This is a genomic window from Shimwellia blattae DSM 4481 = NBRC 105725, assembly GCF_000262305.1.
GTDB lineage: Bacteria > Pseudomonadota > Gammaproteobacteria > Enterobacterales > Enterobacteriaceae > Shimwellia > Shimwellia blattae.
Window position 1 is genome coordinate 3,533,446 of sequence record NC_017910.1, and the last position, 17,406, is coordinate 3,550,851.

A 17,406-nucleotide genomic window follows, 5' to 3' on the forward strand; every position below is an offset into this window, starting at 1 on the left:
CCTCGTTAGAGGTATTGCGCAATTGTCCATCCACCACAGGAGAGTCTGACAATGAAACTTCGCATCTGTGCCCGTCTGGCTGGCGCGCTGGCGGCGGGGCTGTTTGCCCACGCTGTGCAGGCCGCCACGGTCAGCGTTCCGGTTTATGAGGCCCTGCCCACCGGCCAGGGCAAAGCGCTGGGTGATGTCAGTATCACCGAAACCCCTTACGGGTTACTCTTCACCCCGCAGCTAAAAGGGCTGGAGCCGGGGGTACACGGCTTTCATATCCACGCTAACCCCAGTTGTGAACCGGGTGAAGATCAGGGTAAAACCGTTCCGGCCCTGAAGGCGGGCGGCCATCTTGACCCGCAAAATACCGGCCAGCATCTGGGCCCCTATAACGATGCCGGGCACAGCGGGGATCTGCCCGGCCTGGTGGTCACCGCTGACGGCGACGCCCGTTATCCGGTACTGGCCCCGAAGCTGAAAAAGCTCGACGAGGTCAAAAACCATGCGTTGATGGTCCATGTGGGCGGGGATAACTATGCGGATCACCCGGCGAAACTTGGCGGCGGCGGCGTGCGCTTTGCCTGCGGGGTTATTCACTAGCGGCCAGGGGGCGGGCAAATCACCCCCTGACGTTCTTATCCGCGGGCCTTTCGGGCAGCGGCCACCAGGCCCTTCAGCCAGTCCTGGTGCCCGTTAATCATCGGGTCCGGGTGGGCTTGTGCCAGGGTCTGTGCCGGTTTCCCCCGCTGGGATTCCTGGGTCAGAATACGCACCCGGCCACCGGCTAAATCTTCAATCAGCCAGGCATGGTGAACATCAAGACGGCTCTCTCCTTCCCCGGACCAGCCATGCCACGCAACGCGGGCAGGCTGCCCTGCTGCCGGGGGAATATACTCCACCACCTCAGCATCAACCGGAAAACCGAATGTGGTAAAGAAGAAACGCACGCCCTTTTCCAGCTGCGGCCCTTTATCATCATAAAAACGGATATCTGCCGCGTTGGTGTAATATTCCGGCCAGCGGTGTGGCTCATTAAGGAATGGCCATATATCACGGCTGGTCAGCCCTTTGACGATCACCTCGTTAGATACAAAGTTATCGGTATAACCTGGCAGGTAGCTTTCCGGCCACTGAATAGCGTTCATGGTGTTCTCCCGTTACTGTGCGGGTCCGCCACCTGCCACCAGGTGGCGTTTGCCGCTGATGAGGGAAGTATAGGGACGGTTTTCATATAAATTAAATCATATTTATTGATTATAAATATCACGAATTTTTATATCATAAAGCCCAGGCGGCCTCAGCCCGCTATCTGAATGGCAAAGGCCCGCTGCAGACCCCGCCGCCCGGCCGGGGTGATGGTCACTTCCCGGTAACCGGCCACCCGGGTTATCCAGCCTTTTTGCTCACAGGCACATAAGAGTGCGGCACCGGCCGCGCCCCCCAGATGAAAGCGCCGCTCGCTCCAGTCCAGGCAGGCGCAGCAGGGCTTACGCCGGGTCTGGTGGTCGGTTGCGATACCCAGAGCAGTAAACTGCCGCAGCCCGCTGTCGGTAAGGCGGCTGCCGTCGGCCACCAGCCATCCGGCATCCAGCATCGACTGATACATCGCCACCGCGACGCTGCCTGCCAGATGGTCATAACAGGTGCGCATCTGCCGTAACCGGCCCGGGGTGCGGCTGACAGGGGTAGCGGCCTGGCGGGCAGCCACCCCCATAATGCTCTCCAGCAGACTGGCCACTTCAGCCCCGGCCAGACGATAGTACCGGTGGCGCCCCTGGGTTACGCAGCCTATCAGACCGCGGCTTAGCAGCTTCGCCAGGTGGGCGCTGGCGGTAGAGGCGGCCACCTCTGCCACCACACTCAGCTCTGTTGCCGTCCAGGCCCGGCCATCCATCAGGGCGCACAGTATCCGGATCCGGGAGGGATCGGCCATGGCGGCTGTCAGCCCGGCCATGGCTGTTTCCAGCCCGGGATCCTGCAGGTTGTCTTCGGGTATCGCGGGCTGTGGCATGGTGGCTATATCCCCCAGGGTTTGGTTATCTGGCGCGCCCGTTCGTCGTCGTCCGTTATCAGGATCAGGCGGTTATCGTGATCACTATACTGAACCAGAATATTGATGCCATGGGCAGCCAGTGCCCGGGCTATTTTTCCCAGTTCGCCCGGGTATTGTTGCGCCAGGCGGCGGATCACCGGCCGCGTGACCGCCGCGACCACAAAACCGGCCCTGACCAGCACCTCACGGGCCCGGGGGCCATCTTCCACCAGAAAATGGCCGTGGCACTGCTGGCCTACCGTAAAGACCCCGCCGCCTTCCAGACCAATGCCGTGATTACCCAGCGCACTGCCCATTAAGGCCAGAGCCCCCGGGTTGTTGCCCATGATCACATGAATATCAAACATATTATTTCCCCCCGCCCGGCACGCTGTATTCCCGGGTAATGTTCGCCAGCACAATGCGGTAGTGCTCAAACAGGCTGTCCCGCCCCTCCTGCTGTGCCGCCCGGTGCGCCGGGTGCTGATGCCAGGCCTGAACGGCCTGCTCATCCTCCCACCAGGACAGGGAGAGTATTTTCCCGGGGTGCGCCAGGCTCTGGAAGCGCTCAATCGCAATAAAGCCCGGGGCCTTATTCAGCAGCGGGGCAAGCCCGGCCGCCAGCGCCAGATAGCGTGCCTGGCCTGCGGGTTTAACGTTAACTTCAAACAGTACAGCAATCATCGTCAGGCTCCTGTCGGTAAGAAACCCTGTCAGTGTAGGGAGGGCTGGTGACAGATACTTCGCTGACGGACGAAATGTGGCGGCGCGGTTTCGGGAGGAAAACCGGTGCAGGCAGGGTGCCGGCACCGGAGAGGGGATTAATACTGGTTAAAGATCTGCTGGATCTGTTTGGGATCTTTGGTCTGGGTAAGCGCCAGCTGGAGCAGTACCCGCGCTTTTTGCGGATTCAGCGTGCCGGAGGCGACAAAACCGTATTTGGCATCATCCACTTCGGCATCCTGGGTGGTGGAGCCGGTTGGCACCCGTGAAGAGCGCACCACCGCAACCCCCTGATGGGCCGCCGTTGCCAGGGTATCAAACACGGTTTTATACATATTGCCGTTACCCACACCGGCACTGACAATGCCCTGGTAGCCATCTTCAAGCAGGGCTTTGACCGGCAGATCCGAGGCGTTGGCATAGTTATACACAATGCCCACCTTCGGCAGGGTCGTCAGCTTGCTGACATCAAACGGGGTCTGAGTGGTGTGTTTACGCTGCGGGGCACGCTGGTAGTCAATTTTCCCGTTATGGATATAGCCCAGCGGGCCGTAATTGACCCCTTTGAAGGTCTCTACCCCGGTGGTGTTGGTTTTGGTCACATCGCGGGCATCCAGCACGGTATCGTTCATCGCCACCAGTACCCCGCGCCCTTTCGATGCCGGATCAACCGCCGTGACGACCGCGTTATACAGGTTAAACGGGCCGTCTGCGCTCATGGCGGTGGAAGGACGCATCGCCCCGACCATCACCACCGGTTTGTCGCATTTGAGTGTCAGATCAAGGAAGTATGCTGTCTCTTCCATGGTGTCGGTGCCGTGAGTTATTACAAACCCGTCGGCTTTATCACAATCCTGGTTGATCTTTTTCGCCAGGGTCAGCCAGACATCGTCATTCATATCCTGGGAGCCAATGCTGACCACCTGCTCCCCTTTAATGGCTGCCAGCGTTTTTAACTGTGGCACCGCGTCCACCAGGTTCTCAACCCCGACCTTACCGGCGGTATAGCTGGATCCGGTCGCAGATTCACCGCCGCCGGCGATAGTCCCGCCAGTGGCCAGAATCGTTACTGAAGGCAGCGCCAGCGCTGCACCACTAAAACCCGCAATCAAGACAGCAAGCACACTACGTGTTGCGACATTCATACTAACCTCCTGTTATGTAAGCCTGCCAATTATCTTGATTAACGGCCTGTTAACAGTGACACCCGCTGAACTTATGCCAGGAAAGCAGAACAAATTGTCAGAAGTATCGTCACGATCAAATTTTTGTCCGTGATAATTGCCCCGGTTACTCAGTAAACAGCTGCATAAACTGCTGGCGCAGCCAGATATTGCCCGCATCCCGGTGCACATGGCTGTGCCAGAACAGGTTTATTTGCACGCTGGGTAATTCACAGGGCAGCGGGCGGGCCACCAGCCCGAAGCGCTGAGCCGTTTGTAGCGCCAGCTTTTCGGTCACCGTGACCAGCAGATCGGTTTCGCTGAGGATATAGGGCACCGCCATAAAATGGGGCACCTGCAGGCAGTGGCGCTCCAGGGCCCCGTTTCTGCGCAGCAGCTCGGCAATCCGCTTATGGCCGGTGTCCTGGGCCATAACCACAATATGCCGGGCGCTGAGAAAGGCCGCCTCATCAAATACCCCGCTGCTGAGCGGGTGGCCGTGGCGCATCAGGCAGACATAGTTCTGGTTAAACAAGCGCCGCTGGTAGAACCCGGCCTCCAGCTGCGGAAACAGGCCGATAGCCAGATCCACCCGGCCATTTTCCATCTCGGTTTTCAGGGGGATAGCGTTATCCCTTACGGTGGTCATGCGCACGCCGGGGGCCGTTTTACTGAGCAAATTGATCAGCCGCGGCAGCAGATAAACCTCCCCCAGATCGGTCATGGCAACGCGGAATTCCCGCTGGCTTTCCCAGGGGTTGAAGCTGTTGCGGTAGCTGAGGGTTTTCTCCAGCGCGCTGAGCACCTGCTCCACCTCACCGGCAATGGCGTCTGCGTATGGCGTCGGGCGCATGCCCCGGGCGGCGCGCTCAAATAACTCATCGCCCAGCATGGTGCGCAGGCGTTTGATGGCGTGGCTTACCGAGGGCTGAGTCAGCCCCATAATTTCGGCAACCCGCCCGGTATGGCGCTCCTGGTACATGTGGCGGAACACCACCAGCAGGTTGAGATCCACTTCTGTTAAACGTGACATAGATAACGTTATGCATCCGGTAAATAACGGCTATTGGCGGGGTGGCGTACCTCGCTGTGTGATTTTTTTATACCTTTATTTAACAAAATCACAACAACCAAACCAAGGAACTGTGATGCATCTGGATCTCACGCCCCTTAATCGCCGCGTAGTGATAACGCCGGGCAGTAATCTGCTGGATATCCTGCGGGAACACCAGATCCCCGTCTCCTGGAGCTGTATGGCGGGGCGCTGCCAGACCTGCCGCTGCCAGGTGCTCAGCGGGCATGTTGAGCAGCAGCTCCCGGAAGATGCGCCAGAGCTGGGCGCAGGGGAAGTGCTCGCCTGCTGCACCACACTGCACAGCGACAGCGTGGTGCAACTGCCGGATTGTGACGATGTGGTCGTACACCCGGCCCGCACCCTGAAAACCACGGTCACCGCGTTTACTCCTGTGTGCCATGACGTCTGGCTGTTGCGGTTGCGGCCCGCCAAACCCTTTAGCTGGTCTGCCGGGCAGTTTGTGCGCCTCACCTTTCCCGGTGGCGGGCAGCGCAGTTACTCCATGGCCAGCACCCCGGAAGATGACGAGCTGGAATTCCATATTCGCATTGTGCCGGACGGGCGCTTAACCCCTTCACTTCCCGCCGGGCTGAAAACCGGGGATAGCGTCAAACTCAGCGGCCCCCTCGGCGCCAGCTGGCTGCGGCTCAGACACGATGGCCCGCTGCTGTGTGTTGCCAGCGGCACCGGCCTTGCCCCGCAATTGTCGATTATCCGCACGGCGCTGGCCACCGGGGTAACGCGCCCCGTCACGCTGTATTACGGTGCCCGCCGGGAAGAGGACTTATACGGCGTGGCGCAGCTGGAGCAACTTGCCCGTGACTACCCGGGCTTTCGCTTCCACGTGGTGCTGAGCCAGCAGCCCGCCAGTGCTCACCGGCGCCACGGGCGGCTACCGGCCACCATTGCCGGGGATATTCCTTCCCTTGCGGGGTGGAAAATTTACCCGGCCGGTAACCCGGCCATGGTGGCAAGTATGACGGAGCTGGCGCTGCAACTGGGTGCCCGCCCGCAGGATATCCATGCCGACGCGTTTTATTTCCAGCCCTGATGCGGCGGGCAATAACCATAAGGACTTCTCATGACACGTACCGCTGAGCATAACCAGAACTTACTGTGGCCCGACGACGGCACCAGCCGCATCCCTTACTGGGCCTATACCCGGGACGATATCTACCAGCGGGAGCTGGAGAAAATCTTCTATGGCCGCCACTGGAGCTACGTCGCCCTGGAGGCGGAACTGCCCAACCCGGGAGACTTTGTACGCAGCGTGGTTGGTGAGCGCTCGGTGATTGTGGTGCGCAACCAGCAGGGCGAGATTAACGTGGTGGAGAACCGCTGTGCCCACCGGGGCATGCGCTTTTGCCGTGAGAAATCCGGCAACCGCCAGGATTTTGTCTGCCCTTACCACCAGTGGAACTACAGCCTGGACGGTGAGTTGCAGGGGGTGCCCTTTCGCCGGGGGGTAAAACAGGACGGTAAGGTCAACGGCGGCATGCCCAAAGATTTCAACCCGGCAGAGCACGGGCTGAACCGGCTGAATGTCGCCTGTCGCCACGGCGTGATCTTCGCCTCTTTTGACCAGGAGATCGAGCCGCTGGAAGAGTACCTGGGGCCGGATATCCTCGCGTATTTTGATCGGGTATTCAGCGGCCGCCCGCTCCGGCTGCTGGGGTATAACCGCCAGCGGATCCCCGGTAACTGGAAGCTGATGCAGGAGAATATTAAGGATCCTTATCACGCAGGGCTGCTACACACCTGGTTTGTCACCTTCGGCCTGTGGCGGGCGGATAACCGCTCCCAGCTGATTATGGACAGCCAGTATCGCCACGCGGCGATGATAAGCCGCAAAGGCAGCGGCGGTAAAAGCGTGGTGACTCAAGGGGTCAGCAGCTTTAAAGAGCAGATGGAGCTTAACGACGGCAGTTTTCTGGATGTGGTGGAGGAGCCCTGGTGGAACGGCCCGAGCGTGGTCATGATGACCCTGTTCCCCAGCCTGATCATCCAGCAGAACGTGAACTCGATGTCGGTGCGCCATATCCAGCCCCGGGGGCCCCATGAGTTTGATTTTGTCTGGACCCACTTCGGCTTTGCCGACGACGACGATGAAATGACCCAGCGCCGCCTGCGCCAGGCGAATTTATTTGGCCCGGCGGGGTTTGTCTCTGCCGATGACGGCGAAGTTGTCGAGTTTTCCCAGCAGGGGATGGCACAAAACCCGCAGCAGCGCACTATCGCAGAGCTGGGCGGCACCGGCTATGAAAATACGGACCATATGGTATCTGAAACCCTGATCCGCGGTATGTACCACTACTGGCGCGGCGTACTGGAGATCTGATGATGAACAGCGAACTCTGGCAACTGGTACTGGCATTACAAACGGAATATACCGCAATCGTCGACAGCGGCGACTGGGAGAAATGGCCCGCCCTGTTTACCGAAGACTGCGTCTATAAAGTGCAGCCCCGGGAAAACTTTGATCGCGGCCTGCCGCTTTCCACGATTAACCTGGAAAGCCAGGGCATGCTGAAGGACCGGATCTACGGCATTACCGAAACCCTGTTTCACGACCCCTATTACCAGCGTCACGTGGTCGGCCTGCCGCACATTACCGCTATCGGCGACGGGAAAATTAACGCGCAAACCAATTATGCGGTTTTTCGCACCAAGCCTGACGGCCACAGCGAGGTGTTTAACGTGGGGTATTACCTGGATGAAATGGTGATGACCGGGCAGGGGCTGCGCTTTGCCCGCCGCCACTGTGTATTCGACAGCGAAATGGTGCCCAATTCGCTTATTTACCCAATTTGAGGTGCTTATGCAGGATAACTGGATTACGGTGGCGAATATCGCCGACTTAGCAGAAGATGATGTGACCGGCGTTGAGGTTAATGGTCTGGATATTGCCCTGTACCACACAGAGGACGGTATCTTTGCCAGCGCTAATTTGTGCTCCCACGGCAACGCCAGGCTCAGCGATGGCTTCCTCGAAGATGGCGAAATTGAATGCCCGCTGCACCAGGGTCGATTTTGTATTAAGACCGGCAAGGCCTTATGTAGCCCGCTGACCGAAGGGGTGCCCGTCTATCCGGTGCGTATTGAGGGTGAGCAGGTACTGCTGAATCTTTCCGCCTCCTGAAAAAGACAGAATAGCCCGGCATTACCGGGCTATATTTTTTGTTGCGCAGAATCGGTGTATTGCATCGGCCAGGGTTAATAAAATACCGATGGCCGCCATCCCAAGCCAGAACAACGCAGACCCCAGAACCAGCAATAACGCAGGGTACGGGATATACGTCCAGTGTCCGGTGCCGGCAACACTATCAACAGAGTAATACAGAGAGCGGATTATCTTTCTAATGCGTCTTTCGCTTCCTGTAACTCCTCCTGTGCTTCGGCTACTTTCTTTTTTTTACGGGTAATTTTTTTAGCGCTACCGGTTTCGATAGCATTGGTGAGCTCTGCCTCACGCTCAGCAACTTTACGCTCCTTTTCGGCAACCTTTTGCTGGCGCTCGCGCAGTAAACCGGCCTCAGTGCAGTGCAGGCGGGTTTCATTTAGCGCTGCCTCCAGCCCGGCAACCTGATGGTGGTTATTATGCGCTTTCGCATAGGCTATCTGGTTTTCTATTTCTGCCCGTTTTGCGGCGCACCCGGTCAGGGCTTCAGCGTGGGCAGCATATGAATAACTAAGCGCCGGCAGCATACAGAAATAAACCGGCAACAGGATTTTTTTCATTGTTGATACTCCAGTCAGGAAAACATCAGCCTGTGCCGGAGAAGTTAAACAATATCAAAACGGCTATTTGCACTTTAGAAAACATTAGAATGCCCGCCAGGTGAAGACAGTACCAGGGGATCACATCAGTTGTCACAACCGACACATGAAACAAGATAAACAATATATCAACATATTGAATAAACAGGTTTTTACGTTCTCCCCTATTCCCCATTGTGGGTACATGGCGGGACATACACTTGTGTCACTAGTGAAATTTCCTGATATCGCTGCCCCTCATTTTTTAAACCGACCTAAAACAAGCAACATAAGATTATCTGAAATAATATCTACTGATATTCGCCATACAATAACCCGCAGAACAGCCTGGTACTCCCGCCACGGCCCGGTAACCGGTGCCTTATGCATAATTAGTCATAAATAATGGCGGGGCATTTTACCGCAGCAATCACTAGCTGATCCCTTTCAGGCAATATGCCAGGGGTAATGTAGTTCCGGTAAATATGTACCCTTCCCCCTGTGGAAACAGACCCATACTGAATGCCTCACCAGAGCGAAAAAAGAAACGCGGCAAAAACGTGACCAGCTCGCTCTCCTGAGCGTTGTCCGGAAATAACACGTCTACCCGGCGGGAGACGGTATAAAACATGTCGCCATAACGGGTATAGGTAAAGATGACTTTGCGGCTGAGCTGGTTATCTAACTGGTCTGGTTGCTGGTAGTGGCCATTAATTAATAGTACGCCGTGTCCTTTCGCGGCATAAAACTTCATGGATCCGGAAAACTGTAACGCAGGCGAGGTGATATCAAGACTTGCCCGGCAGGCCATTTCTTCTTCCTCACCGGGCGCTTCACCTGCCCGCCAGCCCGAACCGTACCCCAGCAGCGCCGAGGCGCAGACCGGCAGTAACCAGAGCGCCCACCGTGTTATCCGCCGCATCAGGAATCCTTGAGGTAAAACCGGGAGAGGCAGTCCGGATCCGGCTGGCGAATATCCTGCTCACAGCTAATCACCGAGTAACGGTTAATACCGTGGAATGCCGTAATATAGTGATAGGGCAGTTCATCGCAGCTTAGCACCTTGCCCGCCAGTATCTTATTCATCATATGTCCCGGGAAGGCTTTATTCATATAGATATGACAACGGGGGTTATTATTCTTAACAGGCTGATAACCATCCATGTAATTTTCTTTATTCCTGAAATGCATCACAGAAAACAAAATACCCAATATTGCCAGTAAACCGAGCGCTGCCGAAATCGCGACGTAAGGTAAAGTAAAAAAAGATATTCCTGCAGCAGGAATACTATTTTTTGTATCTTCGCGGGGCGGGAAATAGTCAGATGAAATACATGTTTTTCCCCATGGGGATACGGTCACACCCGCGGGCAACATAACGCCCCGACGCGGAATGGTTGCCACGATATTGCTGTCAATGCCCAATTGCACAAAGGCACGCCGCAGCAGGCTGATATTCTGGTAAACCGCCCCGGATGAAACAACTACCCCTTTGTTTATCCATACTTTTTCCAGAATATATTCCTGAGAGAGGATCTTACCATGGTATTCAATAAGTAATATCAGGCACTGAGCAGTGGGCGTGTGTAATACAACAGAATCCTGAGCGCTCTCGTTTCCGCTCAGCGTACACTGGGCAAGGGATAAGGTTCGGTTGTCTGCATCAAAAATAACACGATCGTCGATAAGGAACTTTCCCGGCATATTACCTCCTCTGAATGTCGGAAAAGAAGAATATTACCACATTGTGATTATGTTCCTGACTGGCTTATCACAATATTACTATAAAGCCGCAGATCCGTTGCGAATATCCGGTATACTCCGCCACTTCTTTTTAAATAGCCAACATCATTCAGCCAGCTCAGGAATATATATTCTATGTCATTACTCCGCGTCACCGAAGCAGCCCGACTGGTGGGAGTTACCCGTCGGACAATTTATCGACACATTGCCAGCGGGAAATTATTAGCCAGACATATAAATGGTGAAAAATTACGCATAGAAACCGGAGAGTTAATACGTGTTTACGGTATTGCCTCACCAGATATCGCCCCTGAACCGGCCCCGCTAACCGCGCCAGGAAATATAGCCCCCCTGCTTGCGGTGCTGACAGAGATTCGCCGTGAGCTGGCCGCTATTGATGCCAGAATAAACGACCTGCTCAGGCAGTATTCGCCGGTCCCGCCGTCTCAGTATCAGGATGATATAAAAGTGCTGGACTGGGTAAAAGCGCGGCGAAAGCAGCGAATCGCAGGCCAGAACTAAACCGGGCAACCTCTGCGGGGTGTATACCCAGGGCTAGCCGACCCCGCCAGTGCAATGTGCTGGCTGCGGGCATAATACCAGTGCCTTGCCCAGCCGATCAGCAATATCGGCGACCGGCTGGCCGTTATCCAGCGCTTCCAGCGCAGAGGCAATGGCATTGTGGCGCAGTTGTTCAATTTCCGGATAGTGCAGCAGCATGTCATAGTCACCAGGCGGCCGGCCCAGGTGCTGGCGAAGATATTCCCGATTATCAGCCAGACGCGCCAGGCAGGCAGATATCGCCTCTTCCCCGGCCAGCCCGGAGATAAACTTCATCTGCCGGTAAGCGAGCAGCGCTCTCTGGCGCACCACGCTGTCTGCAGCACCCGGCATAAATAACCAGTTACGCTGAGCTTCCCTTTCCCCTGCTTCAAACATCGCCCTTGCGCCGTGATCCTCAGCCCCCTGCGCTTTAAGAAAATCAATCACATCACAGCGCTCAACATAGGGTAATTCCCCCAGTAGCCGCAGCCGCCGTGCGGCCTGTAAGGCGGTCACTTTATTGAAGGGGTGGTAGAGTGGCGGGCGTTCCGCAAGGCCAAAATTATCTGCCGCAAACAACGCTCTGTAATCATCCTGTACCCGGTTTTTCGCCGTCAGTGACAGTTCACTGCCATAAAGTGCAACAACCTCTGCAGATAACATGGCGTGCGACGATAGCGATTCTTTCTTTCCTGATACGGTCATCTATTGTGTCCTTTCTTTACCAAGCAGTACCGGGGCATTATTGAAAAAAGCGCCGTGACAACAGCTAAACTGGCCGGGGAAAAAAGAGGATTTCACCGCAGGGCAAAGATCTTCAGATGATCTTATTCGGCGGACATTACTTATGTTTTCTGAGGCGGAGACCGGAAACAGGGCGGAACCGGTATGAAATGAGGAAAACTAAGACAGTCTGATGACCGACAAACTGAAATTAAACGAAAAAAGCCCTGTCTTGCGACAGGGCTCTTTCGTTTAATTAAAGCCTGGCAGTTCCCTACTCTCGCATGGGGAGACCCCACACTACCATCGGCGCTACGGCGTTTCACTTCTGAGTTCGGCATGGGGTCAGGTGGGACCACCGCGCTACGGCCGCCAGGCATATTCTGTTGCTCATGTCCGTCTTTTTCTTTTGCACCACACCCGCGTTGGCTGCGCTCACTCGCAACAGTCACTTACTTCAGTAAGCTCCTGTCGTCTCGTTCTCTTGCCGCCTTGCTGTGGCACAAAATCGAAAAGACTTACATCATCTATCCGGTAACAAGCTGAATATCGTCGTCTCTTCACACCAAAACATCTTTGGCGTTGTAAGGTTAAGCCTCACGGTTCATTAGTACCGGTTAGCTCAATGCATCGCTGCACTTACACACCCGGCCTATCAACGTCGTCGTCTTCAACGTTCCTTCAGGAGACTTTAAGTCTCAGGGAGAACTCATCTCGGGGCAAGTTTCGTGCTTAGATGCTTTCAGCACTTATCTCTTCCGCATGTAGCTACCGGGCAATGCCATTGGCATGACAACCCGAACACCAGTGATGCGTCCACTCCGGTCCTCTCGTACTAGGAGCAGCCCCCCTCAGTTCTCCAGCGCCCACGGCAGATAGGGACCGAACTGTCTCACGACGTTCTAAACCCAGCTCGCGTACCACTTTAAATGGCGAACAGCCATACCCTTGGGACCTACTTCAGCCCCAGGATGTGATGAGCCGACATCGAGGTGCCAAACACCGCCGTCGATATGAACTCTTGGGCGGTATCAGCCTGTTATCCCCGGAGTACCTTTTATCCGTTGAGCGATGGCCCTTCCATTCAGAACCACCGGATCACTAAGACCTGCTTTCGCACCTGCTCGAGCCGTCACTCTCGCAGTCAAGCTAGCTTATGCCTTTGCACTAACCTCCTGATGTCCGACCAGGATTAGCTAACCTTCGTGCTCCTCCGTTACTCTTTGGGAGGAGACCGCCCCAGTCAAACTACCCACCAGACACTGTCCGCAACCCGGGTCACGGGTCTACGTTAGAACATCAAACATTAAAGGGTGGTATTTCAAGGTTGGCTCCATGCAGACTGGCGTCCACACTTCAAAGCCTCCCACCTATCCTACACATCAAGGCTCAATGTTCAGTGTCAAGCTATAGTAAAGGTTCACGGGGTCTTTCCGTCTTGCCGCGGGTACACTGCATCTTCACAGCGAGTTCAATTTCACTGAGTCTCGGGTGGAGACAGCCTGGCCATCATTACGCCATTCGTGCAGGTCGGAACTTACCCGACAAGGAATTTCGCTACCTTAGGACCGTTATAGTTACGGCCGCCGTTTACCGGGGCTTCGATCAGGAGCTTCGCTTGCGCTGACCCCATCAATTAACCTTCCGGCACCGGGCAGGCGTCACACCGTATACGTCCACTTTCGTGTTTGCACAGTGCTGTGTTTTTAATAAACAGTTGCAGCCAGCTGGTATCTTCGACTGACTTCAGCTCCACCCGCAGGGGCTTCACCTACATGTCAGCGTGCCTTCTCCCGAAGTTACGGCACCATTTTGCCTAGTTCCTTCACCCGAGTTCTCTCAAGCGCCTTGGTATTCTCTACCTGACCACCTGTGTCGGTTTGGGGTACGATTTGATGTTACCTGATGCTTAGAGGCTTTTCCTGGAAGCAGGGCATTTGTTACTTCAGCACCGTAGTGCCTCGTCATCACGCCTCAGTGTTGAAGTGAACCGGATTTGCCTGGTCCACACACCTACACGCTTAAACCGGGACGACCGTCGCCCGGATAACATAGCCTTCTCCGTCCCCCCTTCGCAGTAACACCAAGTACAGGAATATTAACCTGTTTCCCATCGACTACGCCTTTCGGCCTCGCCTTAGGGGTCGACTCACCCTGCCCCGATTAACGTTGGACAGGAACCCTTGGTCTTCCGGCGTGCGGGTTTTTCACCCGCATTATCGTTACTTATGTCAGCATTCGCACTTCTGATACCTCCAGCAGTCCTCACAGACCACCTTCAACGGCTTACAGAACGCTCCCCTACCCAACAACACCTGAGTGTCGCTGCCGCAGCTTCGGTGCACAGTTTAGCCCCGTTACATCTTCCGCGCAGGCCGACTCGACCAGTGAGCTATTACGCTTTCTTTAAATGATGGCTGCTTCTAAGCCAACATCCTGGCTGTCTGGGCCTTCCCACATCGTTTCCCACTTAACTGTGACTTTGGGACCTTAGCTGGCGGTCTGGGTTGTTTCCCTCTTCACGACGGACGTTAGCACCCGCCGTGTGTCTCCCGTGATAACATTCTGTGGTATTCGTAGTTTGCATCGGGTTGGTAAGTCGGGATGACCCCCTAGCCGAAACAGTGCTCTACCCCCACAGATGAATTCACGAGGCGCTACCTAAATAGCTTTCGGGGAGAACCAGCTATCTCCCGGTTTGATTGGCCTTTCACCCCCAGCCACAAGTCATCCGCTAATTTTTCAACATTAGTCGGTTCGGTCCTCCAGTTAGTGTTACCCAACCTTCAACCTGCCCATGGCTAGATCACCGGGTTTCGGGTCTATACCCTGCAACTTAACGCCCAGTTAAGACTCGGTTTCCCTGCGGCTCCCCTATCCGGTTAACCTTGCTACAGAATATAAGTCGCTGACCCATTATACAAAAGGTACGCAGTCACACCCCGAAGGATGCTCCCACTGCTTGTACGTACACGGTTTCAGGTTCTTTTTCACTCCCCTCGCCGGGGTTCTTTTCGCCTTTCCCTCACGGTACTGGTTCACTATCGGTCAGTCAGGAGTATTTAGCCTTGGAGGATGGTCCCCCCATCTTCAGACAGGATATCACGTGTCCCGCCCTACTCATCGAGTTCACAGCATGTGCATTTTCGTGTACGGGGCTTTCACCCTGTATCGCGCGACTTTCCAGACGCTTCCACTAACACACACGCTGATTCAGACTCTGGGCTGCTCCCCGTTCGCTCGCCGCTACTGGGGGAATCTCGGTTGATTTCTTTTCCTCGGGGTACTTAGATGTTTCAGTTCCCCCGGTTCGCCTCGTTAGCCTATGTATTCAGCTAACGATAGTGTGTCGAAACACACTGGGTTTCCCCATTCGGACATCGCCGGGTCAAAGGTTCATATCACCTCGCCGGCGCTTTTCGCAGATTAGCACGTCCTTCATCGCCTCTGACTGCCAGGGCATCCACCGTGTACGCTTAGTCGCTTAACCTCACAACCCGAAGATGTCTTCAGGTGTGATAATTTGAGAGACTCATAAACGCTTGCGCGTTTATTGTTTCAATTTTCAGCTTGTTCCAGATTTTTAAAGAGCAAATATCTCAAACATGACTCTTGCAAGTCAGTTTTGAGATATATCGGCACGCAACTTTCACTTACATACCAGCAAGTGGCGTCCCCTGGGCGCGATTGAATCTCACCCGTTGAACGCTGGCGTCCCCTAGGGGATTCGAACCCCTGTTACCGCCGTGAAAGGGCGGTGTCCTGGGCCTCTAGACGAAGGGGACACTGTAGTCTCGTTCGCAAGACGCCTTGCTTCTCTACTTTCATCAGACAATCTGTGTGAGCACTAAAAGGTTGTATCTTTAAGGTAAGGAGGTGATCCAACCGCAGGTTCCCCTACGGTTACCTTGTTACGACTTCACCCCAGTCATGAATCACAAAGTGGTAAGCGCCCTCCCGAAGGTTAAGCTACCTACTTCTTTTGCAACCCACTCCCATGGTGTGACGGGCGGTGTGTACAAGGCCCGGGAACGTATTCACCGTGGCATTCTGATCCACGATTACTAGCGATTCCGACTTCATGGAGTCGAGTTGCAGACTCCAATCCGGACTACGACGCACTTTATGAGATCCGCTTGCTCTCGCGAGGTCGCTTCTCTTTGTATGCGCCATTGTAGCACGTGTGTAGCCCTGGTCGTAAGGGCCATGATGACTTGACGTCATCCCCACCTTCCTCCAGTTTATCACTGGCAGTCTCCCCTGAGTTCCCACCCGAAGTGCTGGCAACAGAGGATAGGGGTTGCGCTCGTTGCGGGACTTAACCCAACATTTCACAACACGAGCTGACGACAGCCATGCAGCACCTGTCTCATAGCTCCCGAAGGCACCAAGGCATCTCTGCCAAGTTCTATGGATGTCAAGACCAGGTAAGGTTCTTCGCGTTGCATCGAATTAAACCACATGCTCCACCGCTTGTGCGGGCCCCCGTCAATTCATTTGAGTTTTAACCTTGCGGCCGTACTCCCCAGGCGGTCAACTTAACGCGTTAGCTCCGGAAGCCACGCCTCAAGGGCACAACTTCCAAGTTGACATCGTTTACGGCGTGGACTACCAGGGTATCTAATCCTGTTTGCTCCCCACGCTTTCGCACCTGAGCGTCAGTCTTCGTCCAGGGGGCCGCCTTCGCCACCGGTATTCCTCCAGATCTCTACGCATTTCACCGCTACACCTGGAATTCTACCCCCCTCTACGAGACTCAAGCTGACCAGTTTCAAATGCAGTTCCCAGGTTAAGCCCGGGGATTTCACATCTGACTTAATCAACCGCCTGCGTGCGCTTTACGCCCAGTAATTCCGATTAACGCTTGCACCCTCCGTATTACCGCGGCTGCTGGCACGGAGTTAGCCGGTGCTTCTTCTGCGGGTAACGTCAATTGCTGAGGTTATTAACCTCAACACCTTCCTCCCCGCTGAAAGTACTTTACAACCCGAAGGCCTTCTTCATACACGCGGCATGGCTGCATCAGGCTTGCGCCCATTGTGCAATATTCCCCACTGCTGCCTCCCGTAGGAGTCTGGACCGTGTCTCAGTTCCAGTGTGGCTGGTCATCCTCTCAGACCAGCTAGGGATCGTCGCCTAGGTGAGCCGTTACCCCACCTACTAGCTAATCCCATCTGGGCACATCCGATGGTATGAGGCCCGAAGGTCCCCCACTTTGGTCTTGCGACATTATGCGGTATTAGCTACCGTTTCCAGTAGTTATCCCCCTCCATCAGGCAGTTTCCCAGACATTACTCACCCGTCCGCCACTCGTCAGCAAATCAGCAAGCTGATTCCTGTTACCGTTCGACTTGCATGTGTTAAGCCTGCCGCCAGCGTTCAATCTGAGCCATGATCAAACTCTTCAATTCAAAGTTTGATGCTCAAAAGCTGACTTTCGATAAATCGAAAACTGTTTATTCGTAATGAATTAACTGCTTAGTCACTCTTTGAGACTTGATAATCATTTTTCGTCTTGCGACGTTAAGATATCAGTGCCTTAGAGTGCCCACACAGATTGTCTGATAAATTGTTAAAGAGCAGTGCGACGCGCTTAGCGCTCTGTCGCGAGGTGGCGTATGTTACGCTTTCCTCTTTCAGAGTCAACCCTTAATTTC

At 55.0% G+C, this 17,406-nt stretch carries 16 protein-coding genes, 1 tRNA gene and 3 rRNA genes; 6 read left to right on the forward strand and 14 right to left on the reverse strand.

All coding sequences use genetic code 11. The features are described 5' to 3' along the window. Nucleotides 1-51 precede the first annotated feature (51 nt). Nucleotides 52-591, forward strand: a complete 540-nt coding sequence (sodC, locus tag EBL_RS16555; RefSeq protein WP_002444109.1) for a superoxide dismutase family protein — start codon at nt 52-54, stop codon at nt 589-591. A 35-nt stretch (nt 592-626) separates the two neighbouring features. On the opposite strand, the gene EBL_RS16560 is transcribed toward sodC, so the two are convergent. The 6 genes from EBL_RS16560 to EBL_RS16585 form a co-directional block, all read right to left on the reverse strand. After that, on the reverse strand, nt 627-1,136 hold the full coding sequence (locus tag EBL_RS16560; protein WP_002444110.1) for an SRPBCC family protein: 510 nt from the start codon (nt 1,134-1,136) through the stop codon (nt 627-629). Between the two features lie 152 nt (nt 1,137-1,288). Then, nucleotides 1,289-2,002 carry an ArsR/SmtB family transcription factor gene (locus EBL_RS16565; RefSeq protein ID WP_002444111.1) on the reverse strand — a complete coding sequence of 238 codons (714 nt, stop codon included), beginning with the start codon at nt 2,000-2,002 and terminating at the stop codon, nt 1,289-1,291. 5 nt (nt 2,003-2,007) lie between these two features. Next, on the reverse strand, nt 2,008-2,391 hold the full coding sequence (locus EBL_RS16570) for a hypothetical protein (RefSeq protein ID WP_002444112.1): 384 nt from the start codon (nt 2,389-2,391) through the stop codon (nt 2,008-2,010). A gap of 1 nt (nt 2,392) precedes the next feature. After that, nucleotides 2,393-2,707, reverse strand: a complete 315-nt coding sequence (locus EBL_RS16575) for an antibiotic biosynthesis monooxygenase family protein (protein WP_002444113.1) — start codon at nt 2,705-2,707, stop codon at nt 2,393-2,395. Between the two features lie 137 nt (nt 2,708-2,844). Beyond that, complete coding sequence (gene ansB / locus EBL_RS16580; protein WP_002444114.1) at nt 2,845-3,891, reverse strand: L-asparaginase 2; 1,047 nt, start codon at nt 3,889-3,891, stop codon at nt 2,845-2,847. Between the two features lie 145 nt (nt 3,892-4,036). Beyond that, nucleotides 4,037-4,942 carry a LysR family transcriptional regulator gene (locus tag EBL_RS16585; RefSeq protein WP_002444115.1) on the reverse strand — a complete coding sequence of 302 codons (906 nt, stop codon included), beginning with the start codon at nt 4,940-4,942 and terminating at the stop codon, nt 4,037-4,039. A gap of 115 nt (nt 4,943-5,057) precedes the next feature. Between EBL_RS16585 and EBL_RS16590 the strand changes: the two genes are divergently transcribed. From EBL_RS16590 to EBL_RS16605, 4 genes are read left to right on the forward strand one after another with little or no spacing between them, the layout of a single operon-like run. Continuing rightward, the gene (locus tag EBL_RS16590; protein WP_002444116.1) at nt 5,058-6,035 is read left to right on the forward strand and encodes a 2Fe-2S iron-sulfur cluster-binding protein; all 978 of its coding nucleotides are present in this window, start codon (nt 5,058-5,060) and stop codon (nt 6,033-6,035) included. Nucleotides 6,036-6,065: 30 nt separating this feature from the next. Continuing rightward, complete coding sequence (locus tag EBL_RS16595) at nt 6,066-7,322, forward strand: aromatic ring-hydroxylating dioxygenase subunit alpha (protein WP_002444117.1); 1,257 nt, start codon at nt 6,066-6,068, stop codon at nt 7,320-7,322. Next, on the forward strand, nt 7,322-7,795 hold the full coding sequence (locus tag EBL_RS16600) for an aromatic-ring-hydroxylating dioxygenase subunit beta (RefSeq protein ID WP_002444118.1): 474 nt from the start codon (nt 7,322-7,324) through the stop codon (nt 7,793-7,795). The genes EBL_RS16595 and EBL_RS16600 overlap by 1 nt, the downstream gene beginning before the upstream one ends. Nucleotides 7,796-7,802: 7 nt before the next feature. Further along, entirely contained in the window at nt 7,803-8,123 is a 321-nt protein-coding gene (locus tag EBL_RS16605; protein ID WP_002444119.1) for a non-heme iron oxygenase ferredoxin subunit, read from the forward strand. 209 nt (nt 8,124-8,332) lie between these two features. Here the strand turns inward: EBL_RS16605 and EBL_RS16610 are convergent, their stop codons facing one another. The 3 genes from EBL_RS16610 to EBL_RS16625 all read right to left on the reverse strand — a co-directional run bounded on the left by EBL_RS16610 (nt 8,333) and on the right by EBL_RS16625 (nt 10,444). Further along, the gene (locus EBL_RS16610) at nt 8,333-8,722 is read right to left on the reverse strand and encodes a DUF1090 domain-containing protein (protein WP_002444120.1); all 390 of its coding nucleotides are present in this window, start codon (nt 8,720-8,722) and stop codon (nt 8,333-8,335) included. Nucleotides 8,723-9,173: 451 nt separating this feature from the next. Further along, nucleotides 9,174-9,662: a hypothetical protein gene (locus EBL_RS16620; protein WP_002444121.1), complete on the reverse strand. Its 489-nt coding sequence runs from the start codon at nt 9,660-9,662 to the stop codon at nt 9,174-9,176. Continuing rightward, complete coding sequence (locus EBL_RS16625) at nt 9,662-10,444, reverse strand: winged helix-turn-helix domain-containing protein (RefSeq protein ID WP_002444122.1); 783 nt, start codon at nt 10,442-10,444, stop codon at nt 9,662-9,664. Before EBL_RS16625 ends, EBL_RS16620 begins: the two co-directional genes overlap by 1 nt. Nucleotides 10,445-10,618: 174 nt before the next feature. Between EBL_RS16625 and EBL_RS16630 the strand changes: the two genes are divergently transcribed. Next, nucleotides 10,619-11,005: a helix-turn-helix domain-containing protein gene (locus EBL_RS16630; RefSeq protein ID WP_002444123.1), complete on the forward strand. Its 387-nt coding sequence runs from the start codon at nt 10,619-10,621 to the stop codon at nt 11,003-11,005. Nucleotides 11,006-11,038: 33 nt separating this feature from the next. Here the strand turns inward: EBL_RS16630 and EBL_RS16635 are convergent, their stop codons facing one another. From EBL_RS16635 to EBL_RS16655, 5 genes are all read right to left on the reverse strand, one after another. Beyond that, complete coding sequence (locus tag EBL_RS16635) at nt 11,039-11,731, reverse strand: hypothetical protein (RefSeq protein ID WP_002444124.1); 693 nt, start codon at nt 11,729-11,731, stop codon at nt 11,039-11,041. A 279-nt stretch (nt 11,732-12,010) separates the two neighbouring features. After that, nucleotides 12,011-12,126: ribosomal RNA gene (rrf, locus tag EBL_RS16640) — 5S ribosomal RNA — on the reverse strand. 209 nt (nt 12,127-12,335) lie between these two features. Then, nucleotides 12,336-15,239, reverse strand: a 23S ribosomal RNA gene (locus EBL_RS16645). A 219-nt stretch (nt 15,240-15,458) separates the two neighbouring features. Further along, nucleotides 15,459-15,534: transfer RNA gene (locus tag EBL_RS16650), tRNA-Glu, on the reverse strand. An 84-nt stretch (nt 15,535-15,618) separates the two neighbouring features. Next, a 16S ribosomal RNA gene (locus EBL_RS16655) occupies nt 15,619-17,160 on the reverse strand. The 16S, 23S and 5S rRNA genes sit together here with 1 tRNA gene alongside, the layout of an rRNA operon. Between the last annotated feature and the right edge of the window lie 246 nt (nt 17,161-17,406).

Bases quoted from the DNA above. Each gene is read 5' to 3' on its own strand.
- EBL_RS16560 (WP_002444110.1), bottom strand. From the start codon at position 1,136: ATGAACGCTATTCAGTGGCCGGAAAGCTACCTGCCAGGTTATACCGAT.
- sodC (WP_002444109.1), top strand. From the start codon at position 52: ATGAAACTTCGCATCTGTGCCCGTCTGGCTGGCGCGCTGGCGGCGGGG.
- EBL_RS16605 (WP_002444119.1), top strand. From the start codon at position 7,803: ATGCAGGATAACTGGATTACGGTGGCGAATATCGCCGACTTAGCAGAA.
- EBL_RS16570 (WP_002444112.1), bottom strand. From the start codon at position 2,391: ATGTTTGATATTCATGTGATCATGGGCAACAACCCGGGGGCTCTGGCC.
- EBL_RS16590 (WP_002444116.1), top strand. From the start codon at position 5,058: ATGCATCTGGATCTCACGCCCCTTAATCGCCGCGTAGTGATAACGCCG.
- EBL_RS16565 (WP_002444111.1), bottom strand. From the start codon at position 2,002: ATGCCACAGCCCGCGATACCCGAAGACAACCTGCAGGATCCCGGGCTG.
- EBL_RS16620 (WP_002444121.1), bottom strand. From the start codon at position 9,662: ATGCGGCGGATAACACGGTGGGCGCTCTGGTTACTGCCGGTCTGCGCC.
- ansB (WP_002444114.1), bottom strand. From the start codon at position 3,891: ATGAATGTCGCAACACGTAGTGTGCTTGCTGTCTTGATTGCGGGTTTT.
- EBL_RS16625 (WP_002444122.1), bottom strand. From the start codon at position 10,444: ATGCCGGGAAAGTTCCTTATCGACGATCGTGTTATTTTTGATGCAGAC.
- EBL_RS16610 (WP_002444120.1), bottom strand. From the start codon at position 8,722: ATGAAAAAAATCCTGTTGCCGGTTTATTTCTGTATGCTGCCGGCGCTT.
- EBL_RS16595 (WP_002444117.1), top strand. From the start codon at position 6,066: ATGACACGTACCGCTGAGCATAACCAGAACTTACTGTGGCCCGACGAC.
- EBL_RS16575 (WP_002444113.1), bottom strand. From the start codon at position 2,707: ATGATTGCTGTACTGTTTGAAGTTAACGTTAAACCCGCAGGCCAGGCA.
- EBL_RS16585 (WP_002444115.1), bottom strand. From the start codon at position 4,942: ATGTCACGTTTAACAGAAGTGGATCTCAACCTGCTGGTGGTGTTCCGC.
- EBL_RS16630 (WP_002444123.1), top strand. From the start codon at position 10,619: ATGTCATTACTCCGCGTCACCGAAGCAGCCCGACTGGTGGGAGTTACC.
- EBL_RS16600 (WP_002444118.1), top strand. From the start codon at position 7,322: ATGATGAACAGCGAACTCTGGCAACTGGTACTGGCATTACAAACGGAA.
- EBL_RS16635 (WP_002444124.1), bottom strand. From the start codon at position 11,731: ATGACCGTATCAGGAAAGAAAGAATCGCTATCGTCGCACGCCATGTTA.